At 72.0% G+C, this 25868-nt stretch carries 21 protein-coding genes; 7 read left to right on the top strand and 14 right to left on the bottom strand.

Annotated elements, in window-relative coordinates:
• The first annotated feature begins 29 nt into the window (after positions 1-29).
• Complete coding sequence (locus BX283_RS28120) at positions 30-878, top strand: NAD(P)-dependent oxidoreductase (RefSeq protein ID WP_101390287.1); 849 nt, start codon at positions 30-32, stop codon at positions 876-878.
• Positions 879-905: 27 nt separating this feature from the next.
• Here BX283_RS28120 and BX283_RS28115 read toward each other — a convergent pair whose 3' ends face one another.
• Positions 906-1448, bottom strand: a complete 543-nt coding sequence (locus BX283_RS28115; protein ID WP_101390286.1) for a GNAT family N-acetyltransferase — start codon at positions 1446-1448, stop codon at positions 906-908.
• 66 nt (positions 1449-1514) lie between these two features.
• Between BX283_RS28115 and BX283_RS28110 the strand changes: the two genes are divergently transcribed.
• Positions 1515-2219, top strand: a complete 705-nt coding sequence (locus BX283_RS28110; protein WP_101392613.1) for a nitroreductase family protein — start codon at positions 1515-1517, stop codon at positions 2217-2219.
• Positions 2220-2330: 111 nt separating this feature from the next.
• Positions 2331-3197 carry an alpha/beta fold hydrolase gene (locus BX283_RS28105; protein WP_101390285.1) on the top strand — a complete coding sequence of 289 codons (867 nt, stop codon included), beginning with the start codon at positions 2331-2333 and terminating at the stop codon, positions 3195-3197.
• Positions 3198-3284: 87 nt separating this feature from the next.
• Here the strand turns inward: BX283_RS28105 and pruA are convergent, their stop codons facing one another.
• Both pruA and BX283_RS28095 read right to left on the bottom strand, forming a co-directional pair.
• Positions 3285-4916: an L-glutamate gamma-semialdehyde dehydrogenase gene (gene pruA / locus BX283_RS28100; protein ID WP_101390284.1), complete on the bottom strand. Its 1632-nt coding sequence runs from the start codon at positions 4914-4916 to the stop codon at positions 3285-3287.
• 34 nt (positions 4917-4950) lie between these two features.
• Positions 4951-5877, bottom strand: a complete 927-nt coding sequence (locus BX283_RS28095; protein ID WP_101390283.1) for a proline dehydrogenase family protein — start codon at positions 5875-5877, stop codon at positions 4951-4953.
• A gap of 184 nt (positions 5878-6061) precedes the next feature.
• On the opposite strand from BX283_RS28095, the gene BX283_RS28090 reads away from it, so the two are divergent.
• Positions 6062-7231, top strand: coding sequence for a CdaR family transcriptional regulator (locus tag BX283_RS28090; protein ID WP_101390282.1), 1170 nt, complete (start codon positions 6062-6064; stop codon positions 7229-7231).
• Here BX283_RS28090 and BX283_RS28085 read toward each other — a convergent pair.
• The 7 genes from BX283_RS28085 to BX283_RS28055 all read right to left on the bottom strand — a co-directional run bounded on the left by BX283_RS28085 (position 7220) and on the right by BX283_RS28055 (position 17846).
• The gene (locus BX283_RS28085; protein ID WP_101390281.1) at positions 7220-7816 is read right to left on the bottom strand and encodes a TetR/AcrR family transcriptional regulator; all 597 of its coding nucleotides are present in this window, start codon (positions 7814-7816) and stop codon (positions 7220-7222) included. The genes BX283_RS28090 and BX283_RS28085 overlap by 12 nt on opposite strands.
• A gap of 186 nt (positions 7817-8002) precedes the next feature.
• Complete coding sequence (gene serA, locus BX283_RS28080) at positions 8003-9592, bottom strand: phosphoglycerate dehydrogenase (RefSeq protein ID WP_101390280.1); 1590 nt, start codon at positions 9590-9592, stop codon at positions 8003-8005.
• A gap of 232 nt (positions 9593-9824) precedes the next feature.
• Positions 9825-10826, bottom strand: a complete 1002-nt coding sequence (gene ilvC / locus BX283_RS28075) for a ketol-acid reductoisomerase (protein ID WP_101390279.1) — start codon at positions 10824-10826, stop codon at positions 9825-9827.
• A gap of 100 nt (positions 10827-10926) precedes the next feature.
• Positions 10927-11454, bottom strand: coding sequence for an acetolactate synthase small subunit (gene ilvN / locus BX283_RS28070; RefSeq protein WP_067164603.1), 528 nt, complete (start codon positions 11452-11454; stop codon positions 10927-10929).
• A 23-nt stretch (positions 11455-11477) separates the two neighbouring features.
• Complete coding sequence (locus BX283_RS28065) at positions 11478-13364, bottom strand: acetolactate synthase large subunit (protein ID WP_101390278.1); 1887 nt, start codon at positions 13362-13364, stop codon at positions 11478-11480.
• Between the two features lie 228 nt (positions 13365-13592).
• Positions 13593-16439 carry a bifunctional diguanylate cyclase/phosphodiesterase gene (locus BX283_RS28060; protein WP_180357272.1) on the bottom strand — a complete coding sequence of 949 codons (2847 nt, stop codon included), beginning with the start codon at positions 16437-16439 and terminating at the stop codon, positions 13593-13595.
• A 468-nt stretch (positions 16440-16907) separates the two neighbouring features.
• On the bottom strand, positions 16908-17846 hold the full coding sequence (locus BX283_RS28055; protein WP_101390276.1) for a 2-hydroxyacid dehydrogenase: 939 nt from the start codon (positions 17844-17846) through the stop codon (positions 16908-16910).
• A gap of 83 nt (positions 17847-17929) precedes the next feature.
• Here BX283_RS28055 and BX283_RS28050 point away from each other — a divergent pair, with 83 nt between their 5' ends.
• Entirely contained in the window at positions 17930-18931 is a 1002-nt protein-coding gene (locus BX283_RS28050; protein ID WP_101390275.1) for an aldo/keto reductase, read from the top strand.
• A gap of 179 nt (positions 18932-19110) precedes the next feature.
• On the top strand, positions 19111-20268 hold the full coding sequence (locus tag BX283_RS28045; RefSeq protein ID WP_373979300.1) for a sorbosone dehydrogenase family protein: 1158 nt from the start codon (positions 19111-19113) through the stop codon (positions 20266-20268).
• An 83-nt stretch (positions 20269-20351) separates the two neighbouring features.
• On the opposite strand, the gene BX283_RS28040 is transcribed toward BX283_RS28045, so the two are convergent.
• A complete protein-coding gene (locus BX283_RS28040) occupies positions 20352-23411 on the bottom strand; it encodes a helix-turn-helix transcriptional regulator (RefSeq protein WP_101390273.1) in 3060 nt (1019 codons plus the stop codon).
• A 56-nt stretch (positions 23412-23467) separates the two neighbouring features.
• Positions 23468-23692, bottom strand: coding sequence for a hypothetical protein (locus BX283_RS28035; protein WP_257583902.1), 225 nt, complete (start codon positions 23690-23692; stop codon positions 23468-23470).
• A 235-nt stretch (positions 23693-23927) separates the two neighbouring features.
• Here BX283_RS28035 and BX283_RS28030 point away from each other — a divergent pair, with 235 nt between their 5' ends.
• On the top strand, positions 23928-24629 hold the full coding sequence (locus BX283_RS28030; protein WP_101390271.1) for an SIMPL domain-containing protein: 702 nt from the start codon (positions 23928-23930) through the stop codon (positions 24627-24629).
• Positions 24630-24651: 22 nt separating this feature from the next.
• Here BX283_RS28030 and BX283_RS28025 read toward each other — a convergent pair whose 3' ends face one another.
• Entirely contained in the window at positions 24652-25224 is a 573-nt protein-coding gene (locus tag BX283_RS28025) for a hypothetical protein (RefSeq protein WP_101390270.1), read from the bottom strand.
• 72 nt (positions 25225-25296) lie between these two features.
• Positions 25297-25866: a GNAT family N-acetyltransferase gene (locus BX283_RS28020; RefSeq protein ID WP_101390269.1), complete on the bottom strand. Its 570-nt coding sequence runs from the start codon at positions 25864-25866 to the stop codon at positions 25297-25299.
• Positions 25867-25868 lie beyond the last annotated feature (2 nt).

The following is a 25868-nucleotide window of genomic DNA, read 5'->3' as shown; positions in this document are numbered from 1 at the left end:
TGGGGCCAGGCAACCGAGAGGAGCGTGCGATGCGGATTCTGGTGACGGGGGCGACGGGCGAGGTCGGCCGGCGGTTCGTGCCGAGGCTGGTCCAGCGGGCCGACGTGGTGCGGGTCCTGGTGCGCGACGAGGCGCGCGGTGCCGCCCTCGGCGCCCATGAGGTGGCGGTCGGCGACGTACGGCACGAGGAGTCCGTGGCCAAGGCGCTGGCCGGGGTGGACGCGGTGGTGAACCTCGCGGTGGCGTACCGCAACGTGCCGGACGAGGAGAACCGCGCCGTCAACCGCGACGCGGCGATTTCCCTCGGCCGGGCGTCGCTGGAGGCCGGGGTGAGCCGGTTCGTCCAGGTGTCGTCGAACCTGGCGTACGGCCTGGGGCGCGGGCGCCCGCTGACCGAGGACGACGCGCCACTGCCCGGCGGCCCGCTGTGGGGGACTTACGCGGAGTCCAAGGTGGCCGCCGAGGAAGGCCTGTTCGCCCTCCACCGCGAGCACGGCCTCGACGTGCGTGTGGGTGCGCTCGCCTTCGTCTACGGCGAGGGCGACCCGCACCTGGCCTACTCGGTGCACTGGGCCGGGCAGTGGGCCGCCGCCCAGCGGCTGCCGATGGTGCACCACGCGGACGTGGCGCAGGCCCTGATGCGGCTGCTGTACGCGCCGGGGGTGGCGGGCCGCAAGTACAACATCGCGGACGACTGCCCGGTGACGGCGGTCGAGCTGCACCAGCTCAACGGCGTGGAGGTGCCGCCGGAGCTGGCGCAGCGCACCGACCCGGACCCCTTCTACACGATCGTGTCGACCCTGCGGATCCGGGACGAGCTGGGCTTCCGACCGCTGTACCCGTCGGTGTGGACGGCGCGCGACGCGGGCGTCCTGTAGATCTGTAACGACGTTACAGACGACGTCTCACAGCACATCGCCGTCGCGCCAGTCGAAGATCAGCGGCTGCGCCGGGTCGGGCAGCCGCCCGCCCGCGGCCGGGCGGAGGTAGGTGGTGCCCTCCTCCTCGGCGAGGCGCACCACCCCGTCCGGGCTCAGCACCTCGATCCGGCCGGGCCAGACCTGCCAGCCGCGCGCCCGGTAGAGCTCGGCGCCCTCGTCGGACGCGGAGAGCGCGCCGAACTCGTACGCCTCGTCGATCACGTGCTCCAAGGCGGCCATCACCCGCCCGCCGAGCCCCTGGCGGCGCCGGTCCTCGCGCACGGCGACGGCCTCGACGTAGCCGACGCGGTGGGACCGGCCGCCGTGCAGCACCCGGCGCATGATCACGCTGCCGTGCGCGGCGATCCCCTTCTCGTCGTCCAGGAACGAGTGGACCCCGCCGAGCCCGTGGTCCCAGTCCTCGTCGCTGAAGTCCCCGCCGAAGGCGGTGTCGAGCAGTTCGCGGATTCTCGGCAGGCCGTCCGGGCCGAGCTGTGAGGTGTGCGCGGTGTGCTGAGACTCAGTCATGCGCCCACTGTGGCAGGCCGCTTCGCGTCCTTCCGCGCCGGGCGCGGCTCCTCCAGACTCGCTTTCATGTCACCGACGACAGAACAGCAGTGGACCCCGACCCACGGCGAGCCCTACCACCCGGTCCCCTACCGCCCCGCCCGGATGCCCGCCGCCGAGTCCCTGGCGCGCGCGGCGGCGCTGCGCGAGACGATGGGGCGGCGCCGTACGGTACGCCAGTTCTCCCCCGACCCGGTCCCCGAGCAGGCCGTCCGGGACGCGGTCGCCTGCGCGGCGACCGCTCCCTCGGGCGCGCACCAGCAGCCCTGGACCTTCGTCCTGGTCCGCGATCCGGAGATACGGCGGCGGATCCGGGAGGCGGCCGAGCACGAGGAGCGCGTCTCCTACGACGGCCGGCTCGGCGAGGAGTGGCTGGCGGCGCTGCGCCCGCTGGGCACGGACGCCGTCAAGAGCCATCTCACCGACGCCCCGGCCCTGATCGTGGTCTTCCAGCAGCGGTACTGGCTGGCCGAGGACGGCACCAAGCACAAGCACTACTACGTGGACGAGTCGGTCGGGATCGCGGTCGGGATGCTCCTGAGCGCCCTCCACCAGAGCGGTCTGGCCGCACTGGTGCACACGCCGAGCCCGATGCGGTTCCTGCGCGAGGTGCTGGGCCGCCCGGTGAACGAGAAGGCGTTCGCGGTGATCCCGGTCGGCTATCCGGCCGAGGGCTGCGAAGTCCCCGACCTCGTACGGAAGTCGCTGGACCAGGTACTGGTGGAGCTCTAGCCCCCAACCCCGACCCCCTAACCCCTCTAAGCCTATTGACCGGTTACACCGATCCGTGGTTGGCTGCTCACACACCACGGCAACCGGTAAACGAGCTTTTAGGGGTTAGATATGAGCGCGGAGCGGATCCACTACCGGACGGCGGTCGTCGGGGGCCAGGAGATCTTCTACCGAGAGGCGGGCTCCCCCGACGCCCCCACCCTGCTGCTCCTGCACGGCTTCCCCACCAGCTCCCACATGTTCCGCGACCTGATCCCGAAGCTGGCCGCGCGCTACCACGTGATCGCCCCGGACCACCTCGGCTTCGGCTACTCCTCGGCGCCGCCCGCCGAGGAGTACGCGTACACCTTCGCCAACCTGGCCGCCCTGACGCGGGAGTTCACCGAGCAGCTCGGCCTCACCCGGTTCGCGCTCTACATCCAGGACTACGGCGCCCCCATCGGGCTGCGGCTCGCCCTCGCGCACCCCGAGCGCGTCACGGCGATCGTCACGCAGAACGGCAACGCGTACACCGAGGGCCTGGGCGAGGCGTGGGAGGCGCCGCTCGCCCTGATCGCCGACCGCACGCCGGAGACGGAGGCGCCGGTGCGGGAGATCCGCTCCCTGGAGGGCATCAAATGGCAGTACCTGCACGGCCTTCCGGACCCGTCCCTGGTCAGCCCGGACGCGTACCACTACGACGCCGCTCTGATGGCCCGCGAGGGCCAGGACGCCATCCAGCTCGACCTGATGGCCGACTACGGCTCCAACTTCGAGCTCTATCCCGCCTTCCAGGAGTACTTCCGCACCTCCCAGGTCCCGCTGCTCGCGGCCTGGGGCGCCCACGACGAGATCTTCGTCCCGGCCGGGGCGCTCGCCTTCCTGCGCGACCTGCCCGAGGCGGAGGTCCACCTCCTGCCCACCGGTCACTTCGCCCTGGAGACCCACGCGGCCCAGATCGCCTCGCTGATCGACGACTTCCTGGCGCGGAAGCTGTGAAGGGCCCCACGGATCGGGAAATGGAAACCGCCCCCGTCCTCGGTTGGGGGACCAAGGACGGGGGCGGGGTTCAGAAGTGACCGGACGTCAGCCCATGTGCGGGTACGTGTAGTCGGTCGGCGGGACCAGGGTCTCCTTGATGGCGCGGGTCAGCGTCCAGCGCATCAGGTTCTGGGGGGCGCCCGCCTTGTCGTTGGTGCCCGAGGCACGGCCGCCGCCGAAGGGCTGCTGGCCGACGACGGCGCCGGTCGACTTGTCGTTGATGTAGAAGTTGCCCGCCGCGTAGCGGAGCTTGTCCATCGTGTACGCGGCCGCCGCGCGGTCGCCGGAGATGACCGAGCCGGTGAGGGCGTAGTCCGAGACCGACTCCATCTGGGTCAGCATCTCGTCGTACTTGTCGTCCTCGTAGACGTGGATCGCCAGGATCGGGCCGAAGTACTCGGTCGTGAAGACCTCGTTCTCCGGGTCCGAGCACTCAATGACGGTCGGGCGGACGAAGTAGCCGACCGAGTCGTCGTAGGTGCCGCCGGCCACGATCGTGCAGGAGGCGTCGGCCTTGGCGCGGTCGATCGCGGCCTTGTTCTTGGCGAACGAGCGCTCGTCGATGACGGCGCCGATGAAGTTCGACAGGTCGGTGACGTCACCCATGGTGATGCCGTCGACCTCGGCCGCGAACTCCTCCTTGAAGCCGTCGTTCCAGATCGACGCCGGGATGTACGCGCGCGAGGAGGCCGAGCACTTCTGGCCCTGGAACTCGAAGGAGCCACGGGTCAGGGCGGTCTTCAGGACCGCGCGGTCGGCGCTGGGGTGCGCGACGACGAAGTCCTTGCCGCCGGTCTCGCCGACCAGACGCGGGTAGGTGCGGTACTTCTCGATGTTGGTGCCGACCGTCTTCCACAGGTGCTGGAAGGTCTTGGTGGAACCGGTGAAGTGGATGCCCGCCAGGTCGCGGTGGTTCAGCGCGATCTCGGAGACGGCCAGGCCGTCGCCGGTGACCAGGTTGATGACGCCCTTGGGCAGCCCGGCCTCCTCCAGGAGCTGCATCAGCAGCACGGCGGCGTGGGTCTGGGTCGGGGACGGCTTCCACACGACCACGTTGCCCATCAGGGCCGGGGCGGTCGGCAGGTTGCCCGCGATGGCCGTGAAGTTGAACGGCGTGATCGCGTAGACGAAACCTTCCAGCGGACGGTGGTCCATGCGGTTCCACACGCCCGGGGAGTTCGCCGGGGGCTGCTCGGCGAGCAGCTGGCGGGCGTAGTGGACGTTGAAGCGCCAGAAGTCGACGAGCTCGCACGGGGTGTCGATCTCGGCCTGCTGGGCGGTCTTCGACTGGCCGAGCATGGTGGACGCGGCCAGCGTCTCGCGCCAGGGACCGGCGAGCAGCTCGGCGGCGCGCAGGATGATCGCGGCGCGGTCGTCGAAGGACATCGCGCGCCACGCCGGGGCGGCGGCCAGGGCGGCGTCGATCGCGTCCTGGGCGTCCTGGGTGGTGGCGTTGGCGTAGGTGCCGATGACGGCCTGGTGGTTGTGCGGCTGCACGACGTCGAAGCGCTCGCCGCCGCCCATCCGCTTCTCGCCGCCGATGGTCATCGGCAGCTCGATCGGGTTCTGGGCCAGCTCCTTGAGCTTGGCTTCGAGGCGCGCACGCTCGGGCGAACCCGGGGCGTAGCCGTGCACCGGCTCGTTGACGGGAGCGGGGACCTGGGTTACAGCGTCCATGAGTCTCTGAACTCCTTGATGAGGGGTGGTGGGCTCAGCCCTTGGTGAGAATGGAGCGGGCGAAGAAGAGCAGGTTGGCCGGCTTCTCCGCGAGGCGGCGCATGAAGTAGCCGTACCAGTCGGTGCCGTACGCCGTGTAGACGCGCATCCGGTGGCCCTCGGCCGCGAGCCGGACGTGCTCGTCGCTGCGGATGCCGTACAGCATCTGGAACTCGTACTCGTCCAGCTTGCGCCCGGCACGGCGCGCGAGCTCCTGGGTGATGGCTATCAGGCGCGGGTCGTGCGACCCGATCATCGGGTACGCCTCGCCGTCCATGAGGATCTTCAGGATGCGGACGTACGCCTTGTCGATCTCGCCCTTGTCCTGGTACGCGACGGAGGCGGGCTCCTTGTAGGCGCCCTTCACGATCCGGACGCGGCTGCCGGCGGCGGACAGGCGGCGGGCGTCGTCCTCGGTACGGAAGAGGTACGCCTGGATGACGCAGCCGGTCTGCGGGAAGTCCTTCCGCAGCTCCTCGTGGATGGCGAACATCGAGTCGAGGGTGGTGTGGTCCTCGGCGTCCAGGGTGACCGTGGTGCCGATGGCGGCGGCGGCCTCGACGACCGGGCGGACGTTGGCCAGGGCGAGCTCGTGGCCGCCCTCCAGCGCCTGGCCGAACATGGAGAGCTTCACCGACATCTCGGCGCGGGTGCCCAGGTCCAGGTCCTTGAGGCGCTCGATCAGCTGGAGGTAGGCGTCGCGCGCGGCGTACGACTGCTCCACGGTGGTGATGTCCTCGCCCACCACGTCCAGGGTGACCTCCAGGCCCTTGCCCGCGGCGTCCTTGACGATCGGCACGACCTGCTCGACCGTCTCACCGGCGATGAACCGGTCGACGACCTGCTTGGTGCCGGGCGCGGCCGAGATGAAACGGCGCATCTTGTCGCTCCGCGACGCGGCGAGGATCACGGGACCCAGCACGGGGCACCTCCATGGAAAGGGGTAGCAGGGGGCCGAAACCCGACGTTCCGGGAACGGCACGGAGAACCACCGTGAAACCTAAGGATCCTTCCGATCCTCTGCCATCGACACCTGTCACGCATCCGTGCCCCGCATCTCAGACAGATGTCTGAAGGCGGCGCCGATGTGCGCGAGAATGGCTGCTGTGAAGGGCGACTACCAGGACCTGGTCGATGAGATCTCGGCGCTGCTCGGTGCCCCCGCGACCCTGGAGGACCGGGACTTCGGGCTGATCGCGTTCGGTGCGCACGACTCCGAGGACGACTCGGCCATGGACCCGGTGCGCACGCGCTCGATCCTGACCCGCCGCTCCACCCCGGCGGTCCGCGCCTGGTTCGAGGGCTTCGGCATCACCCGGGCGACCGGCCCGGTCCGTATCCCGGCGGCCCCCGAGGCGGGCGTCTTCCGCGACCGCGTCTGCCTGCCGGTCCGCCACCGCGGCGTGGTGCTCGGTTACGTATGGCTGCTGGACGCCGACCCGGGCCCGGCCGAGGACCGCCTGGCCGCCGCGATGGAGGTGGCCGCCCGCATCGGCGGCCTGCTCGCCGACGAGACGCAGGCGGGCGCCGACCTCTCGCGCGAGTTCCGGGCGGCGCTGACCGCCGGGCGGGGCTGGCAGCGCGACATGGCGACGGCGGCCCTGCGCGCGGCGCTCGGCCCGGACGCGGACGGTCTGCACGCGGTGGTCTGCGTCAGCCCCTGGCCCCAGGAGACCCCGTCGGTACGGACCGTTCCCGGGACGGCGGCGCTGTGCGCGGTGCCGTGGGGGGCGCACGGGGAGGAGGCCGAACCCTTGGAGGCGCCGCGCGCCCAGGTGCTCGGCGCGCTCGTCCGGCTCCGCTCGGCCGACGCGCTCGCGCCCGCGCTGACCGCCGCCGAGCGGCTGCGTGCCACGGCGGGGCCGGGCGCCGCCGCCGGGGTCGCGCTCCCCCGCCGGGGCCTGGGCGAGCTGCCCGCCTCCTGGCACGAGGCCGCCTCGGCGGCCCGGGCCGCGCTGGCCGCACCCGGGCTCGGCCCGGTCGCCGAGTGGGCGGCGATCGGCCCGTACCGGCTGCTGACCGCGCTCCCCGACACCGCGTCCCACGACGTGGCGGTCCGCGCCCTGCTCACCCCGGCACACACCGAACTGGCCCGCACCGCCGAGGTGTTCCTCGACTGCGCGGGCCAGGCGGGCCGCACGGCGGCGGCACTCGGCATCCACCGCCAGACCCTCTACTACCGGCTCTCCCGGGTCGAGCAGCTCACCGGTCTCGACCTCGACGAGGGCGAGGACCGGCTGCTGCTGCACATGGCTCTGAAGGCGTCACGCCTGTGAGGGCTTGTCGGGTCCGGCCGCCGCGATGAGCCGCCGCAGCCCCTCCGTCAGCTCGGCCGCGCTCGACGCCGTACCGGGGTCGAACGTCCACTGGGCGATGAGCCCCATCAGCATCGTCATATAGAGCTTGCCGAGCGTGTCGACCTCGTCGTCGCCGACCTCGGCCTCCTCGCCCCCCATGAACATGGGGATGATGCCGCGCGCACCCTCGCGCTGGGCCTGCGCCAGATGGTCGCGGACCCCCGGCAGCTGGTCGCCCATGACGACGATCTCCATGCTGAGGTGCCACATCGAGCCGGGCTGCTCCATGGTGGCGATGATGTTCGACCAGACCTCCTGGAAGCGCTCCAGGGAGCCGGGCTCGGTGGCCGCCACCTGCTGGGGGGCGTCGAAGGCCTCCGAGATCCCTTCCACCAGGGCGATGTAGGCCTGCGCGAGCAGCGCGTCCTTGGAGCCGTAGTGGTAGCCGATGGACGCGAGATTCGTCCCCGACTCCTTGACGATGTCCCGCGCTGTCGTGCGCGCGAAGCCCTTCTCCAGCAGGCAGCGCTTGGCGCCCTCTAGCAGATCCTCACGGTGTCCCATGAGGGGAGCCTACCGGGTTTTATACGTACGTGTAATACGCGCGTATGGCGGGATCGGCGCATCGTGTCGAGGGGTGGTCTTTCGGCTGCGAACCGTGGTGGGCCGATCGCGCAGTTCCCCGCGCCCCTAAATACCCAGGGGCGCGGGGAACTGCGCGAGCAAGCCAGCACCATCCCAGCCGACAGATCAGACCAGGTTCACCGAACGGGCAGACGCCGCACCGATCGTCTCCGCGACCTCGTTCAGCACCGGCTGCGGCACGCTGTCGTCCACGGTCAGGACGGCCAACGCCTCGCCGCCCTCCTCCGCACGAGCGACCTGCATGCCCGCGATGTTCAGACCCGCCTCGCCGAGGATCTGGCCGACCGTGCCGACGACACCGGGGCGGTCCTCGTAACGCAGCACGACCATGTGGTCGGCGAGCGCCAGGTCCACGTCGAAGTCGCCGATCGCCACGATCTTCTGGAGGTGCTTGGGGCCCGCAAGCGTGCCGGAGACCGCCACCTCCTCGCCGCCCGAGAGCGTGCCGCGCACGGTGACCACGTTGCGGTGGTCCGGCGACTCCGAGCTCGTGGTGAGACGGACCTCGACGCCGCGCTCCTGCGCGAAGAGAGGGGCGTTCACGTACGAGACGGTCTCGTCGACCACGTCCTCGAACACGCCCTTGAGCGCGCTGAGTTCGAGCACCTTCACATCGTGCTGGGTGATCTCGCCGTACACCTCGACGTCGAGGCGGACCGCCACCTCGCCCGCGAGCGCGGTGAAGATCCGGCCCAGGCGCTCGGCGAGCGGCAGACCCGGCTTGACGTCCTCGGCGATGACGCCGCCCTGGACGTTGACCGCGTCCGGCACCAGCTCGCCGGCGAGCGCCAGACGGACCGAGCGGGCGACCGCGATGCCCGCCTTCTCCTGGGCCTCGTCGGTGGAGGCGCCCAGGTGCGGGGTGCAGACGACCTGGTCGAGCTCGAAGAGCGGGGAGTCCGTGCAGGGCTCCTTCGCGTACACGTCGAGGCCCGCGCCCGCGACGCGGCCCTCCTTGAGCGCCGAGTACAGCGCGGCCTCGTCGACGATGCCGCCGCGCGCCGCGTTCACGATCCGGACGTGCGGCTGGACCTTGTGGAGCGCCTCGTCGCCGATGAGGCCGAGCGTCTCGGGGGTCTTGGGCAGGTGCACGGTGATGAAGTCCGCGACCTGGAGCAGCTCGTCGAGGGTGAGGAGCTTGACGCCCATCTGCGCGGCGCGCGCGGGCTGCACATAGGGGTCGTACGCGACGATCTTCATGCCGAAGGCCGACATGCGCTGGGCGACCAGGACGCCGATGCGGCCGAGGCCCACGACGCCGAGGGTCTTCTCGCTCAGCTCGACGCCGGTGTACTTGTTCCGCTTCCACTCGCCGTTCTTCAGCGCGGTGTTGGCCTGCGGGATGTTGCGCGCGGTGGCGACCAGCAGACCGCAGGCGAGCTCGGCGGCGGTGACGATGTTGGAGGTCGGGGCGTTGACGACCATCACGCCGGCCTTGGTGGCGGCGGAGACGTCCACGTTGTCCAGGCCCACGCCCGCACGGGCGACGACCCTCAGCTTCTTCGCGGCGGCGACGGCCTCGGCGTCGACCTTGGTCGCGGAGCGGATCAGGATCGCGTCCACGTCGGCGATGGCGGGCAGCAGTTCGGCGCGGTCGGCTCCGTTGCAGTGCCGGATCTCGAAGTCCGGACCGAGGGCGTCGACGGTGGCGGGCGACAGCTCTTCAGCGATGAGTACGACAGGTTTCGAGCTCACGTGAGTCCTCACAAGTCCAATGCTGCGGACTGCCGTCCCGACGGCCGCAGGCGGTGGAGGTTTGCTAGCCGCGTAGAAGACGCACGACGCTGTGGGCCTGACGCGTAGGTATTGAGCAGCAGTGTAGTGGTGCTCTAGGTGGTCTTTTCCGCCGTGGCGGAATGTCACCCGTCTGGGTGTGGACGGGATGGACAAGGGGCCGCGGCGTATCGCCGCGGCCCCTCGCGAAGGCTTACGCCTCCTCGTCGTTCACCCAGCTCATGAGCTTGCGCAGCTCCTTGCCGGTGGTCTCCAGGAGGTGGTTCTCGTCCTGGGTCTTGTACTCGTTGTACTTCTTCAGACCGCCGTGGTACTCGTCCATCCAGTTCTTGGCGAAGGTGCCGTCCTGGATCTCGGTGAGGACCTTCTTCATCTCGGCCTTGGTGTCGGCGGTGATGATGCGGGGGCCGGTGACGTAGTCGCCCCACTCGGCGGTCTCGGAGACCGACCAGCGCATCTTCTCCAGGCCGCCCTCGTACATCAGGTCGACGATGAGCTTCAGCTCGTGGAGGCACTCGAAGTAGGCGATCTCCGGCTGGTAGCCAGCCTCGACGAGGGTCTCGAAGCCCGCCTTGACCAGCGCGGACGTACCGCCGCAGAGCACGGCCTGCTCGCCGAACAGGTCGGTCTCGGTCTCCTCGGTGAAGGTCGTCTTGATGACGCCCGCCCGGGTGCCGCCGATGCCCTTGGCGTACGAGAGCGCGAGCGCGAAGCCGTTGCCGGTCGCGTCCTGCTCGACGGCCGCGATACACGGGACGCCGCGGCCCTCCTCGTACTGGCGGCGGACCAGGTGGCCCGGGCCCTTGGGGGCGACCATGCAGACGTCGACGCCCTCGGGGGCCTTGATGAAGCCGAAGCGGATGTTGAGGCCGTGGCCGAAGAACAGCGCGTCGCCGTCCTTCAGGTTGTCCTTGATGGACTCCTCGTAGACCTGGGCCTGGATCGGGTCCGGGACCAGGATCATGATGACGTCGGCCTCGGCGGCGGCCTCGGCGGGCGTGACCACGCGCAGGCCCTGCTCCTCGGCCTTGGCCTTGGACTTGGAGCCCTCGTGCAGACCGACGCGGACGTCGACACCCGAGTCACGGAGCGACAGCGCGTGGGCGTGGCCCTGGCTGCCGTAACCGATCACAGCGACCTTGCGGCCCTGGATGATGGACAGGTCGGCGTCGGCGTCGTAGAACAGCTCGGCCACTGGGATATCTCCTTGGTGTGCTGGTGTTGCGTCCCACCGTACGGCGGGGATGCGTCGGGAAGTTTCAAGTCTCGCGATACGAAACCGCGAGGGGGCGGGTTCAGGCCGTGCGGTCCAGGGCACGCAGGCTGCGGTCGGTGATGGACCGCGAGCCGCGCCCTATGGCGATCGTCCCGGACTGGACGAGCTCCTTGATGCCGAACTGCTCCAGCATCTTGAGCATCGCCTCCAGCTTGTCGGCGCCGCCGGTGGCCTCGATGGTCACGGCCTCGGGCGAGACGTCGACGGTCTTGGCGCGGAACAGCTGGACGATCTCGACGATCTGGGAGCGCGTTTCGTTGTCGGCACGCACCTTCACCAGGACGAGCTCGCGCTGGATCGCAGCGCTGGGCTCGAGTTCGACGATCTTCAGGACGTTGACCAGCTTGTTGAGCTGTTTCGTCACCTGCTCCAGGGGCAGGTCCTCGACATTGACCACGATGGTGATGCGCGAGATGTCGGGGTGTTCGGTGACACCGACGGCGAGCGAGTCGATGTTGAAGCCGCGGCGGGAGAAGAGCGCGGCGATCCGGGCGAGGATGCCGGGGGTGTTCTCCACCAGGACGGAGAGCGTGTGCTTGGTCGACATGGTGACGGTCTCTCTCTGCTCTCTCAGTCGTCTTCGTTGTCGCCGAAGTCGGGACGGACGCCCCGGGCGGCCATGACCTCGTCGTTGGAGGTGCCGGCGGCGACCATCGGCCACACCTGGGCGTCCTCGTGGACGATGAAGTCGATGACGACCGGGCGGTCGTTGATGGAGTTGGCCTCTTCGATGGCCTTGTCCAGGTCCTCCGGGCGCTCGCAGCGGATCGCGTAGCAGCCCATGGCCTCGGACAGCTTCACGAAGTCCGGGACGCGGGTGCCCTGGCGGGGTGCGTTGGACGCGCCGACCTGGGAGCCGGTCGTGTGGTGGCCGGTGTCGTCGGCGTGCAGGACCGTGCTGGAGTAGCGCTGGTTGTAGAAGAGGGTCTGCCACTGGCGGACCATCCCGAGGGCGCCGTTGTTGATGATGGCGACCTTGATCGGGATGTTGTTGAGCGCACAGGTGGTGAGCTCCTGGTTGGTCATCTGGAAGCAGCCGTCGCCGTCGATCGCCCAGACCGGGCGGTCCGGCATACCGGCCTTGGCTCCCATGGCCGCCGGGATCGCGTACCCCATCGTTCCGGCGCCGCCGGAGTTCAGCCAGGTGGCGGGGCGCTCGTAGTTGATGAAGTGGGCGGCCCACATCTGGTGCTGGCCGACGCCGGCCGCGTAGATGGTGTCGGCGGGGGCGAGCTCGCCGATGCGCTGGATGACCTGCTGCGGCGAGAGGCTGCCGTCGTCCGGCTGGTCGTAGCCGAGCGGGTAGGTCTCGCGCCACCGGTTCAGATCGTTCCACCAGGCGGTGTAGTCGCCGGTGTGGCCCTCGGTGTGCTCGGCCTGGACGGCCTGCACCAGATCGGCGATGACCTCGCGGGCGTCGCCCACGATCGGCACGTCGACCTCGCGGTTCTTGCCGATCTCGGCCGGGTCGATGTCCGCGTGGATGATCTTCGCGTACGGGGCGAAGCTGTCCAGCTTGCCGGTGACCCGGTCGTCGAAGCGGGTGCCGAGCGCGATCAGCAGGTCGGACTTCTGCAGCGCGGTGACGGCGGTGACCGCACCGTGCATACCGGGCATCCCCACGTGCAGCGGGTGGCTGTCGGGGAAGGCGCCGAGCGCCATCAGGGTGGTGGTGACGGGCGCTCCGGTGAGCTCCGCGAGGACCTTCAGCTCGGCGGTGGCGCCGGCCTTCAGGACGCCGCCGCCGACGTACAGGACCGGGCGCTTGGCCTGGACGATCAGCTTGGCGGCCTCGCGGATCTGCTTGGCGTGCGGCTTGGTGACCGGGCGGTAGCCCGGCAGGTCCATGTGCGGCGGCCAGGAGAAGGTGGTGCGGGCCTGGAGGGCGTCCTTGGCGATGTCGACCAGGACCGGGCCCGGGCGGCCGGTGGAGGCGATGTGGAAGGCCTCCGCGATCGTCCGCGGGATGTCCTCGGCCTTGGTGACCAGGAAGTTGTGCTTGGTGATCGGCATGGTGATGCCGACGATGTCCGCCTCCTGGAAGGCGTCGGTGCCGATCGCCTTGGAGGAGACCTGCCCGGTGATCGCGACCAGCGGCACGGAGTCCATGTGGGCGTCGGCGATCGGCGTGACCAGGTTGGTGGCGCCGGGGCCGGAGGTGGCCATGCAGACGCCGACCTTGCCGGTGGCCTGCGCGTAACCGGTGGCGGCGTGGCCCGCGCCCTGCTCGTGGCGGACCAGGACGTGGCGGACCCGGGTGGAGTCCATCATCGGGTCGTACGCCGGGAGGATGGCACCGCCCGGAATGCCGAAGACGGTCTCGGCCCCGACTTCCTCGAGAGAGCGGATGAGGGACTGCGCGCCCGTGACGTGCTCGACGGGGGCGGCGTGGTGTCCGCCGTTACGGGCCCGCGGCTGCGGATGGTGGGCCCCGGTGGCCTGCTCGGTCATCGGCATTCTCTTCTCGAAGCTGAGGGTTTTTGCGGGGGTTTGGTCGAGATCGCTGTCGTGCTTCAGGGGTGCCAGTGCAACAAAAAACCCCTCGTGCCGTGAGGCAAGCGAGGGGAGCGCGTCGGGTGTGGTCCACTGGGCCCGCGTGGGGGCCCGGCTTCAGCCGACGCGCTTTCCAAGTACGAGAATTCGGGTGCGCATGGCACTGACCCTCCCCCCGGCGCCCCGGTAGTGTCAAGTGGGTGGGACGGGTGTCTCACTATTTGAATGATTGACCCGGACGGAGGGCATCGCCCGGCCGCTGAGCACGGGCAACGCGGCCCCGCCAGGCACCGGGAAGGTGCCCCGCATCAGCGCCCTGCGCAGCCGGTACTCGTCCAGCGGCCCGGAGAATGCCATGCCCTGGCCGTGGGTGCACCCCATGGCCCGCAGCGCCAGCACCTGCTCCGGCACGTCCACGCCGTCGGCCACGGACTGCATCCCCAGGTCGCAGGCGATCCGCAGCAGCCCGCTGGTGATCTTGTGCAGCCGGGCGGACTCGACCACGCCCTCGACCAGTCCCCTGTCCAGTTTCAGTACGTCGATGGGGAGCCGGCGCAGGGCGTTGATCGCCGCGTACCCGCTGCCGAAGCCGTCCAGGGCGATCCGCACGCCGAGCCGGCGCAGGCTCACCAGGCGCCGCTCCAGCTCGTCGAAGGAGATCCTGGGGTCGCTGTCGGACAGCTCGATCACCAGGGCGCCCGACGGCAGGCCGTGCCTGGTCAGCAGGGCTTCCACGGAGCCGAGCGGCATCGACTTGTCGAGCAGGCGGCGGGCCGGGAGGCGGACCGCGACCGGGGTGTCGTGCCCGGCTCTGCCGCGCTCGGCGGCCTGCTCGACGGCCTCTTCGAGGAGCCAGCGGCCCAGCTCCGCGGTGCGCTCGCTGTCGTCGGCGACCCGTAGGAATTCGGCCGGGGTGAACAGGATGCCCTGGGCGGATCTCCAGCGCGCCTGCGCGGCCACCGCCGCCACCCGCCCGGTGGTGAGGTTGACCACCGGCTGGTGCAGCAGCGCGAACTCGCCCTCGTGCAGCGCGGTGCGCAGCCGGGCGGCCAGCTCGGTCTTGCGGACGACCTCGGCCTGCATCTGCGGCGCGTACATCTCGACGCGGTTCTTGCCGCCGGACTTGGCCCGGTACATCGCGAGGTCGGCGTTGCGCATCAGCTCGCGGGCGCTGACGTCGCGCTCGGCGAAGGCGACGCCGATGGAGGCGGCGACCCGCACCTCGTTGCCGTCGATCTGGTACGGCTGCGAGAGCGTCAGGCGCAGCCGGTCGGCGATCTCGCACACCTGGCGCTGGCGGGCCGCCCGGTCGCGGCCGCCGTCGCCGAGGATCAGGGCGGCGAACTCGTCGCCGCCGAGGCGGGCCGCCGTGTCGCCGGCCCGCACCGAGTCCTGGAGGCGGCGGGCCGCCTGGATCAGCAGCTCGTCGCCGGCCTGGTGGCCGATGGTGTCGTTGACCTGCTTGAAGCCGTCGAGGTCGATGAAGAGCACCGCCGTGCCGGGGTCGGAGGCGCGGCGGCCGCTCAGCGCCTGGCGGACGCGCTCGGTGAACAGGGCCCGGTTGGGCAGGTCGGTGAGCGGGTCGTGCTCGGCGTTGTGCTGCAACTGGGCCTGCAGGCGCACCCGTTCGGTGACGTCCCGGCTGTTGAGGATGAGGCCGCCCTGGTGCCGGTTGATGGTCGACTCCACGTTCAGCCACTCGCCGGTGCCCGACCGGAAGCGGCACTCGATCCGGCCGGCCGGCTCCTCCTGCGGGGGCGCGGCCAGGAAGCGCCGCACCTCGTGCACGACCCGGCCCAGGTCCTCGGGGTGGATGAGGGAGGCCAGCTCGGAGCCGACCAGGTCCTCCGCGTCCCGCCCGTAGACACCCGCGGCGGCGGGGCTGACGTAGCGCAGTATGCCGGTGGGCGCGGCGATCATGATGACGTCGCTGGAGCCCTGCACCAGGGAGCGGAAGTGGTTCTCTTTCTGGGCCAGTTCATGGGTCAGCGCGATGTTGTCGACGAGCATGATCGCCTGGCGTACGACGAGCGCGAGCACCACCGTGCACCCGGTGAAGACCACCACCCGGTCGACCCGGCGGCCCTCGATCACGTTGTAGAGGATCCCCAAGGTGCACACGGCGGCCGCGAGGTACGGCGTGAGCGCCCCCAGTGAGCCCGCGATCGGCCTGCTGGCCGGGAGCGCGCCGGGCTGCCGGGGCGGCGGTGGCGGGGCGGGCGCCGGGCCCGGCGTGAGCCTGCGGACGCCCCACGGCGCGTAGGCCAGCAGCAGCGAGGCGGCGAACCAGCCCGCGTCCAGGAGCTGGCCGGAGCGGTAGTGCGCGCGCAGCAGCGGCGAGGTGTACAGCGCGTCGCACAGCACGGTCAGGGCGAGCGCGGCGATCGCCGTGTTGATCGCCGACCGGTTGGCGGAGGAGCGCCGGAAGTGCAGCGCGAGCACCATGCTCACGAGCACGATGTCGAGCAGCGGGTACGCCAGCGCCAGCGCGGCGCGGGCGACGCTCTCGCCCTGGAAGTGCGCGGTGTGCGCCAGCGCCAGGCTCCAGGACAGGGTCAGCAGCGAGCCGCCGATCAGCCAGGAGTCGAGGGCCAGGCAGACCCAGCCCGCCCGGGTGACCGGACGCTTGGCCAGGACCAGCAGCCCGACGATCGCGGGCGGCGCGAAGAGCAGGAAGAACAGGTCGGCCATGGAGGGCGAGGGGACCGGGTGCCCGAGCACCACTTGGTACCACCCCCAGACTCCGTTGCCGCTCGCCGCCATGGCGGAGGAGAACGAGAAGAGGAGCCATGCGGGCCGAAAGCGGCTCTCCCCCTCCCCGGCGCCTCCGCGCGCGTAGAGGAAGCAGGAGACCGAGGCCGCCGTCGCCGCGGCGCTGAGCCCGAAGTCCCCCATCACATCGGCGACTTCCGGGGATCCCCAGCCGAGCGCCGCCCCCGTCGCGTACCCCGCGCAGATCACCGCGAGGACGAGCTGGGAGACCAGGCCCGTCCCGCCACCGTGGACGGGCCGGTGGGGCAGCACCGCACCGGCGCTCACCGGGCCCCTCCGGGTCCGCACGCGATACGGGTGCGGAGCGCTCCGGAACCGCTCGCCCGGCCCGGCGGGTGGGCCCTCTCGGCCGCCGGGCGGGCGGTCGGGGAGGGCGGGCGGGCCGCCCTGGCCGGCGGCCGGGTCCGGGCCGGCATCCGGGTGCGGGCCCGGACCCGGACCCTGGGCCGGGTGCGGCCCCTCGGGAGCCCCGGCCGTGCGCCTCGGGGTAGCCGTCGGCGGCTCCGCCGCGTCGGATCGTTCGTCCATTGGCCGTGCATCGCCCGTCGCCCCCCTCGCTGTGACATTCGCTCCCCCGCGCCGCCAGACACGCGGCGCAGCCCCCGGTCGGGACGATACACCAGTCTCGTCACTCAGGGACATAGTTCCTCTACGCTCCGTGACCACCAAGGGAGTTGTGGATACGGATCGCACTCGGACCGGTGCGCAGAGTCGCGAATCGAAGGCGGCGCGGCCCTACCCGGTGGTCAGGACGATGTTGTCCAGTGGCTGCCCCGCCGCGTACTTGGTGAGCTGGCGGGTGATCAACGCCTTCGCGCGCGGCAGGAACGCCGAAGTGGAGCCCCCGACATGAGGGCTGATCAGAACGTTCGGCGCATGCCACAGCGGGTGTCCGGCGGGCAGCGGCTCGGGATCGGTGACGTCCAGGGCGGCGCGGATGCGGCCGCTCTCCAGCTCGGCGAGGAGCGCCTTGGTGTCCACGACCGGGCCCCGGGCCATGTTCACCAGGAGCGCCCCGTCCTTCATGCGGCCCAGGAACTCTGCGCCCGCCAGGCCCTTCGTCTGCTCCGTGAGCGGTGTGGAGAGGACCACCACGTCGGCTTCCGGGAGGAGTGCGGGAAGTTCGGTGAGGGGATGCACTGGGCCGCGCGCAGTCGTGCGCCAGGAGCGCGCCACGCGCGCCACCCGGGCGCACTCAAAAGGCGCGAGCCGGTCCTCGATGGCCGCGCCGATCGATCCGTACCCGACGATCAGCACCGACTTGTCGGCGAGCGCCGGATAGAACCCGGACCGCCACTCCTCCTTCTCCTGCCCCGCGACGAACGAGGGAATCCCCCGCAGCGAGGCCAGGATCAGCGCGAGGGTGAGTTCGGCGGTGGACGCCTCGTGCACACCGCGCGCGTTGCAGAGCCGCACGCCCCTAGGCAGCGCGTCCAGGCCCGGCTGTACGTGGTCGATGCCCGCCGACAGGGTCTGTACGACCCGTACGCCGGTCATCGCGGCGAGCGGCCGCACCGCGATCTCGGAGCCCTTCATGTACGGGACCACGTAGAAGGCGCAGTCGGCGGGGTCGGCGGGATAGTCCGGGCCGCCGTCCCAGTAGCGGTAGGAGAGGCCGTCGGGCAGGCCCGGGACCTCGTCGGCCGGGAGGGGGAGCCACACGTCTGCAGTCATGCCGGGAGGCTATGTCAGGACCGGCGACGGCCAGAGGTTAGTTTGGGGGGCACACCCAGGGCTGTTCGGAGGGGTACGGGGAGTTGGAGCGCAGGACTATCGGTGCGGCGGCCCTGGAGGTGGGCGCGATCGGCCTCGGCTGCATGCCGATGAGCTGGGGTTACACCACGTCGCAGCAGCGCGGGGACCGCTCGCTGCGCGCCGTGCACGCCGCGCTCGACGCCGGGTCCACCCTGCTCGACACGGCGGACATGTACGGCCCGTTCAAGAACGAGCTGCTGGTGGGCCGGGCCCTGAAGGAGCGCCGCGCGGACGCCTTCGTCGCCACCAAGTGCGGCCTGCTGGTGGGCGGCGACGCGCATGTCGTGGCCAACGGGCGGCCCGGCTATGTGAAGCGCGCCTGCGACGCCTCGCTGCGGCGGCTCCAGACGGATGTGATCGACCTCTACCAGTTGCACCGGGCGGACCCCGAGGTGCCGGTCGAGGAGACCTGGGGCGCGATGGCGGAGCTGGTGACGGCGGGCAAGGTGCGGGCGCTCGGGGTGTGCGCGACGGGCGGCCCGCTGACGGCCCGCCGGTCCGGCGCTCCTTATGAAGTGACGATACGTCAACTGGAGCGCGTGCAGCAGGTCTTCCCGGTCAGCGCCGTCCAGGCGGAGCTGTCGGTGTGGGCGCGCGAGGCGCTGGACGCGCTGCTGCCGTGGTGCGCGGCGCGGGGCGTCGGCTTCCTGGCCGCGATGCCGCTCGGCAACGGCTTCCTCACCGGCACGCTCACGCCGGGCCAGGGCTTCGAGCCGGACGACGTACGCGCCCGGCACCCCCGCTTCACCGCCGAGATGATGGCGGCCAACCAGCCCGTGGTGGCGGGGCTGCGCCGGGTCGCGGCGCGCCACGGGGACGGGGTGACCCCGGCCCAGGTCGCGCTGGCGTGGCTGCTCGGCCGGGGCCCGCACGTGGTCCCGGTCCCGGGCACCAAACGCGAGGAGTGGGCCCGCGAGAACGCGGCGGCGGCCGGGCTCGCGCTGACGGACCGGGACGAGGCGGAGATCGAGCGGCTGCCGGGGGCTCGGGGGTCGTGGGACTGAGGGGAGCGGGCCCGGACCGAGGAGGGTCCTGGGACCGAGAGGCCTCTGGGGCTGAGAGAGAGTACTGGGACTGAGGGGTCCCGCAGGGCCGGAAAGGCGATCGGGGAGATCGGGAACCTGAGCGGCTCGGGCGGTGTAAGTACCGTAGAGACCGCAGCCGCTCGAAAGGAATGCGAACCGTGCAACGTCCTGCTGTGACGGCCCTGTTGGCCGCTGCCGCGCTGGTGCTCGCGGCCGGGTGCTCGTCCGGGACCGCGCCGCGGCCCGACGGCGGCGCCCGCTCGACGCCCGCGACCGGCTCCCCGGGAGCGTCCACCTCCGCGCCCGCCGCCGATCTGCCACCCCCGAAGGGCTCGGTGAAGGTCACCAGAACCGTGGCCCAGGGCCTCAAGTCGCCCTGGGGCGTGGCCCCGCTGCCCGACGGGGGCCTGCTGGTCGCCTCGCGCGACGAGGGCACGGTGAGCCGGATCGACGCGGCCGGCAAGCAGACCGTGATCGGCAGCGTGCCGGGGGTGAAACCGGGCGGCGAGGGCGGCCTGCTCGGCCTCGCGCTCTCCCCCGCGTTCGCCTCGGACCACCAGGTGTACGCGTACTTCACCACCGAGTCCGACAACCGCGTCGCCCGCATGATCTACGACGAGAAGCGCCCGGCGGGCGAGCAGCTGGGCGCGCCCGACACCATCCTGCGGGGCATCCCCAAGGGCACCATCCACAACGGCGGCCGGATCGCCTTCGGCCCCGACAAGATGCTGTACGCGGGCACCGGCGAGACGGGCGACCGGGGCCTGGCCCAGGACAAGAAGTCGCTGGGCGGCAAGATCCTGCGGATGACGCCGGACGGGCAGCCGGTGCACGGCAACCCCGAGGCGGACTCGGTGGTGTACTCGACCGGCCACCGCAATGTGCAGGGCCTCGCCTGGGACGGCGCGAACCGGCTGTGGGCCTCGGAGTTCGGCCAGGACACCTGGGACGAGCTCAATGTGATCGGGCCGGGCGACAACGACGGCTGGCCGCTGGTCGAGGGCAAGGGGAGCAAGCCGGGGTTCGTGGACCCGGTGGAGCAGTGGAAGACCTCGGACGCCTCACCGAGCGGTGTGGCGTACGCGGCGGGCAGCATCTGGATGGCCTCCCTGCGCGGCGAGCGCCTGTGGCGCATCCCGCTCGACGGCACCAAACCGCTCGCGCGGCCCGAGGCGTTCCTGACGTCCACGTACGGACGGCTGCGCACGGTGATAGCGACGGGGCCGCACACCCTGCTGCTGGTCACCAGCCAGACCGACGGCCGGGGCACCCCGAAGCCGGGCGACGACAGGATCCTGGAACTGGAGGTGACGTAGGCGCAGGGGCGACCGAGGGGCGACTCGGGCGACGGGGACGGGGCGCGCCGAGCAGCACACCCCGCCCCCGCTCCCGCTCCCGCTCAGGCCGCCCTCTCCGTGAAGAGGTTGAGCCGGTGGGCCAGCGCGGCGGCCTCGCCGCGGCCCGAGACGCCCAGCTTGGCCAGGATGTTGGAGACGTGCACGCTGGCCGTCTTCGGGGAGATGTACAGCTCCTCGGCGATCTGCCGGTTGCTGTGCCCCGCGGCGACCAGGCGCAGGACGTCCTGCTCCCGGCTGGTCAGCCCGAGCGCCCCGGCCGGGTCGGCGGGCTCGTCCGGGACGGCGGTCTCCGGCGCGGTGAGCGGCAGCCGGGCCCGGCGGGCCAGCAGCTCCAGCTCCTCCGCCAGCGGCCGGGCCCCCAGGCGTACGGCGGCGGAGTGGGACTGCCGCAGCAGTGTGCCGACCCGGTCGCGCTGGTTGCCCTCGGCGAGCAGCGCGGCGGCCCACCGGTGGCAGACCCGGGCGAGTTCGTACGGGCGCTCAAGGGGCTGGAGCGCGGTGGCGGCGGCCTCCCAGCGGGCCGCCTCGTCCCGGCCGTCGGCGCGGGCCAGCTCCGCCTCGACGCACAGGGCGTAGGCCTTGGCGAGCGGGCTGGGGGTGGGCATCGTCCGGGCCGCCGAGCGGATCAGGGCCAGGGCTTCGGTCCGGCCGTCGGCGGCGGCGGGCAGCCCGCGCAGATCGGCCTCCACGGCGGCGGCGGTGATCAGCAGCGGCCAGCCGTACCGCTGGGTGCCGGGCGGGAAACCGGCCTCGGCCGCGCGGGCAAGCACGGCGCGCGCGTCGGCGAACCGGCCCTGCCCGGCGGCGACGGTGAGCTCGGCCCGGGCCACCGGCAACGCGTTCTGCGGGAGCAGGTCGCGGGCGCCGAAGTGGCCCACGGCGTCGGCGAGGCGGGTGGCGGCGAGATCCAACTCGCCTCGCAGCAGGGAGAGTTGAGCGAGGCGGAGTGCGGAGTAGCCCCGGGGCTTGCCTGTCACCCCGGAGCGCCGGACCCACTCGACGCGCTCGGTGGCCTCGTCCCAGCGGCCGAGGCTGAGCAGGGCGTCGGACTCGTTGGTGGCGGCCCAGGCCTCGCTGTCGAGGAGGCCGAACCTGCGCGACACCTGTACGCCCTGGGCGGCGGTCCGCGCGGCCTCCTGGGAGCGGCCGACCGATTCGAGACTGGAGGAGAGGTTCACATGGCCGCGGGCCGCCTCGCCGACGAGGCCGAGTTCGAGGGAGCGGTCGATGACGCCGCGCATCAGGGCGAGGCCGCCCTCGATGTCGCCCGCGTCGACCATCAGGCTGCCGAGAGTGAGCCGGGCGTTGAGCTCGATCTCCTCGGCGTCGACGAGTCGGGCGTACTCGACGGCCCGTTCGGCGGCGGCGAGCGACTCGGGGCCGGGGCGGTGCAGCATGCCCCAGCCCGCGGCGGTGGCCAGGACCGCCGCGTGCACGGCGGACGGCGGCAGTCCGCGCACCAGCTCCTGGGCGGTGGCTATCTCGTCCCAGCCGTCGCCGCGCCCGAGGCTCTGCACCAGCTTGGAGAGTTCGGTCCAGAACCAGGCGGCCCGCAGCGGGTCGCCGTGGGGGGTGCCCGGCGGGGCGTCGCCCTCCTCGGACTCGATGAGCCGCAGCGCGCGCCTGGCCGTCTTCACGGCGCGCTCGCGCTCGCCGCTGAAGCGGGCCGCGACGGCCGCCTCGGCGAGCAGGTCGAGATAGCCGAGCGGGGTGGTGGCGGGGTCGCAGGTGCCGCACGACGGGTAGGCGCCCGCGTAGTCCAGCGGGCGCAGGTCGGTGCGGACGTCGGCGGGGACAGAGTCCCACAGCTCCATGCCGCGTTCGAGCAGGCGCAGTTGCTCCGCGTAGGCGTGCCGCTTGCGGGCCTCGACGGCGGCGCGCAGCACCACGGGCAGCGCCTTGGCGGCGTCGTTCGCGCAGTACCAGTAGCTGGCCAGGCGGGTGGCGTGCACATCGGCGCGGACCAGCGCGGGGTCGGCCTCCAGGGCCTGGGCGTAACGGCGGTTGAGGCGGGAGCGCTCACCGGGCAGCAGGTCGTCGCTGACGGCCTCGCGGACCAGCGAGTGCCGGAAGCGGTAGCCGTCGCCGTCCTCCGTCGGCAGCAGGATGTTGGCGCCAACGGCCGCCCGCAGCGCGATGATGAGGTCGTCCTCGGCGAGCCCGCAGACCGCGGCGAGCAGCGGGTGCTCCACGGTGGAGCCGCCTTCGGCGAGAATGCGCACGACGAGCTGGGCGTTCTCGGGCAGCGCCTCGACCCGTACGAGCAGCAGGTCGCGCAGGGACTCGCTGAGGCCGCCGCCGGGGACGCAGCCCGACTCATGGCAGACGCTCAGCTCCTCCACGAAGAAGGCGTTGCCGTCGGAGCGCGCGAAGATCTCGTCCACCAGCGCCGGTTCGGGCTCGGCGGCCAGGATCCCGGTGAGCTGGCGGTGGACCTCGCCCCGGTTGAAGCGGGACAGCTCGATGCGCCGGACCGTGCGCAGCCGGTCGAGTTCGGCGAGCAGGGGGCGCAGCGGGTGGCGGCGGTGGATGTCGTCGGCTCGGTAGGTGGCGACGACGACGAGGCGGCCGCGCCGCAGGGTGCGCAGGAGGTAGGCGAGCAGATGGCGGGTGGAGGCGTCCGCCCAGTGCAGGTCCTCCAGGACCAGCACGACCGTGCGGTCGGCGGCGGTCCGCTCCAGGAGTCGTACGGTGAGTTCGAAGAGGCGGGCGGTGCCGTCCTCGCCGGTCTCCCGGCTGGCCTCGCCGAGCTCCGGCAGCAGCCGGGCCAGCTCCTCCTCCTGACCGTCGGCGGCCGCGGCGAGTTCGTCGGGCAGTCGGCGGCGCAGGGTGCGCAGGGCGGTGGAGAAGGGGGCGAACGGCAGGCCGTCGGCGCCGATTTCCACGCAGCCGCCGACCGCGACCACGGCTCCGGCGTCGCAGGCGGCGTTGGTGAACTCCTCGATGAGCCGGGTCTTGCCGACCCCGGCCTCACCGCCTACCAGCAACGCCTGCGGCTCGCCCGCGGTGGCGCGGGCGAGCGCTTCGGTCAAGGCGGTCAGTTCTCCGGCGCGGCCGACGAACACGGGGCTGAAAGACCTGGTCTCCACGTCGCCGAGCATCGCACAGCCGTCCGGTCCAGCGGCACCCGTGGAGGCTGGGGAGATCATCGCGGCGCTCAGGCGGCGTGCGCGAAACGGTCGCGCAGGTCCCGGAGGTGGCTCACCCGCCCTTCGGCTTCGTGGTCGGCGTTGCGCCGGGCCCGGCGTGCGACGCGGGCCTGGCGGGCCAGCCGCTGGGCGGTGGCCTCGCGGAGCAGCTCGGCCTGGTTCACCTTGTGCATCTCGTACGCGAACATCTCGGGCTCCCTGGTGCCCCGGGCGGGGCTTGAGTGGTGGTTCATCGCTTCCTGCGATGCCTCAACTCTCGTCTCCCAGGGGGTCCCGGCACATCGGGAGAGTGCCGCATCCGTACGGCGGCGGGGCCTTAGATCCGCTCAGGGCGGCGGGGCGGGGTGCTTAGGCATGAGCAAGGGGCCTCAGATGCCGGGCGGATGCCCCGGTGGATGCCTCGGTGGATGCCTTACGGGGCGGGCCGGTGGAAGAGTGGGCCGCACGCAGCCGACCCATGGAGCCGAGATGACCGATCCGTCCCCGCACCTGCCCTACGGCACCCCCGACGCCCCCCGGATCGCGGTCCGGGGCGAGGCCGTGCTCGACGTCGACCCGGAGATCGCCCGGCTCGGCGTGACGGTGACCGCGCGCGGCACCGACCGCCGTACCGCCCTCGACGACCTCACCCGCCGCAACGCGGCCGTCCTCGACCTGGTCAAGTCGTACGGGGAGGCGGTCGAGCAGCTGGAGACGGGCTCGTTCTCGGTCAGCCCCGAACTGGGCAAGTCCGGCCGGGGCGAGCGGGTGCGCGCCTACCACGGGCACGTGCGGGTGACGGTGGAGCTCGGTGACTTCACGGCGCTCGGCGAACTCGCCTCGCGCCTGGCCTCCCTCGAACTGACCCGGGTGGACGGCCCCTGGTGGGGCCTGCGCCCGGCCTCGCCCGCGTACGGGAAGGCCCGGCGCCGGGCCGTGGAGCAGGCGGTGGAGCGCGCCCGCGAGTACGCGACGGCGCTCGGCAGCGACCTGGTGGCGCTGCTCGAACTGGCCGACGAGGGCGCCGAGGACGCACGGCCGTACCCGGTGCCGGCGCCCGGGATGATGCGCGCGGCGGGGTACGGCGGCGGCGCGCCGGAGAGCGTCCCGGCGCTCGATCTGGAGCCTCAGCGCCAGACCGTGCGCGCCACCGTCCTCGCCCGCTTCACGATGGCGCCCCCGTCGCTCTGAGCCGTCAAGGCCGCCAGGGCCGTCAGGAGCCGGTCGAGGGCAGGGTCGCGAACAGGTCGAAGAACATCCCGACGGAGAGCAGCAGGCCGATCGCGCCGAGGACGAGCCCGCCGAGCGCGACCGCCCGTACCCAGCCGGGCTGCGGCTGGGCGTCGGGGGCGCCGAACGCGGGGCGGGCGAGCACGAACGCGCCGACGAGCAGGGCGAGCAGCGCGAAGCCGCCGTTGACGGCGGCGGTGGTGTGCCAGGAGTCGGCGTAGATCTCGTGGATCTGCGCGGAGGCCGAGCCGCCCTGGGCGGTCTTGATCTGGCCGAGCAGGGTCTCGCGCTCGGAAAGGACCTTGCCCGTCCAGGTGCCGGTGAGCGAGGCGAGGCCGAGCGCCCCGGAGACGACGGCTGCGGCACCGGCACCGATCGCGGTGCGCACGGGCGAGGCGGGCGGGAGGTCGTCGCCGAGCTCGTCGTCGTCCTGCTCCTGTGCGGCGGTGTCAGGGGTCGTGTCAGCGGCAGTGTCAGTGGCCGCCGACTCCTCGGTGGCCGTCGCCTCGGCGTCGGCTTCGTTGTCGGTCTTGGTGGTGGCGGGGGTGGCAGTCATGCCGGGGACGGTAGGCGGCGTTTCTGAGAGGGCCCTTAACGGACGTCCCCGGGGCCGCTCACCGGCAGAAGCTCACCGCTCCTCACGCGCACGACGCGCGTCCCGCCACTCCGCCGCCAGCACCGACCACACCTCGGTGTCCTGCCGTACACCCCGGTACGGGTAGTTCGACCGCAGCACCCCGTCCCGCGACATCCCCAGCCGCTTGGCCACGTTGATGCTGGCGGTGTTCCCGGAGGCGGCCAGCCACTCCACGCGCTCGATCCCGCGCTCCTCGACGGCCCAGTCGATCAGCACCCGGACCGCGCGGGTGACGAGCCCGCGCCCGACCGCCGACTCCTCCAGCCAGCAGCCCGCCTCCGCGGTGCCGAGCCGGGCGTCGAACGTCCGGAAGAGGACGCCGCCGACGAGCGTGCCGCCGGACCAGATGCCGTAGAGGCGCCCGGTGTCGGCGGCCGCCTTGTCCGCGTACCCCTGGAGGAACGCCCTCGCCGACTCCAGGTCCTTGCTCACCTCGGCGAGCATGATGAACTGCCCGATGAAGTCACGCCCCCGGTCGATGTGCGCAAGGTACTCCTCGGCGTGGTGCGGCTCCAGCGGCCGCAGCTCCGCGCCGTCGTCCCCCAGCGATATCGCGAACATCC

The organism is Streptomyces sp. TLI_146 (genome assembly GCF_002846415.1).
Classification (GTDB): domain Bacteria; phylum Actinomycetota; class Actinomycetes; order Streptomycetales; family Streptomycetaceae; genus Streptomyces.
This window is presented reverse-complemented; position numbering and strand designations above follow the sequence as displayed.

Coding starts and splice junctions, on each gene's coding strand:
- BX283_RS28020 (WP_101390269.1), bottom strand. CDS start 25,866: ATGTTCGCGATATCGCTGGGGGACGACGGCGCGGAGCTGCGGCCGCTG.
- BX283_RS28105 (WP_101390285.1), top strand. CDS start 2,331: ATGAGCGCGGAGCGGATCCACTACCGGACGGCGGTCGTCGGGGGCCAG.
- BX283_RS28065 (WP_101390278.1), bottom strand. CDS start 13,364: ATGCCGATGACCGAGCAGGCCACCGGGGCCCACCATCCGCAGCCGCGG.
- BX283_RS28035 (WP_257583902.1), bottom strand. CDS start 23,692: ATGAACCACCACTCAAGCCCCGCCCGGGGCACCAGGGAGCCCGAGATG.
- BX283_RS28120 (WP_101390287.1), top strand. CDS start 30: ATGCGGATTCTGGTGACGGGGGCGACGGGCGAGGTCGGCCGGCGGTTC.
- BX283_RS28025 (WP_101390270.1), bottom strand. CDS start 25,224: ATGACTGCCACCCCCGCCACCACCAAGACCGACAACGAAGCCGACGCC.
- BX283_RS28030 (WP_101390271.1), top strand. CDS start 23,928: ATGACCGATCCGTCCCCGCACCTGCCCTACGGCACCCCCGACGCCCCC.
- BX283_RS28085 (WP_101390281.1), bottom strand. CDS start 7,816: ATGGGACACCGTGAGGATCTGCTAGAGGGCGCCAAGCGCTGCCTGCTG.
- ilvN (WP_067164603.1), bottom strand. CDS start 11,454: ATGTCGACCAAGCACACGCTCTCCGTCCTGGTGGAGAACACCCCCGGC.
- BX283_RS28055 (WP_101390276.1), bottom strand. CDS start 17,846: ATGACTGCAGACGTGTGGCTCCCCCTCCCGGCCGACGAGGTCCCGGGC.
- BX283_RS28110 (WP_101392613.1), top strand. CDS start 1,515: ATGTCACCGACGACAGAACAGCAGTGGACCCCGACCCACGGCGAGCCC.
- BX283_RS28115 (WP_101390286.1), bottom strand. CDS start 1,448: ATGACTGAGTCTCAGCACACCGCGCACACCTCACAGCTCGGCCCGGAC.
- pruA (WP_101390284.1), bottom strand. CDS start 4,916: ATGGACGCTGTAACCCAGGTCCCCGCTCCCGTCAACGAGCCGGTGCAC.
- BX283_RS28040 (WP_101390273.1), bottom strand. CDS start 23,411: ATGCTCGGCGACGTGGAGACCAGGTCTTTCAGCCCCGTGTTCGTCGGC.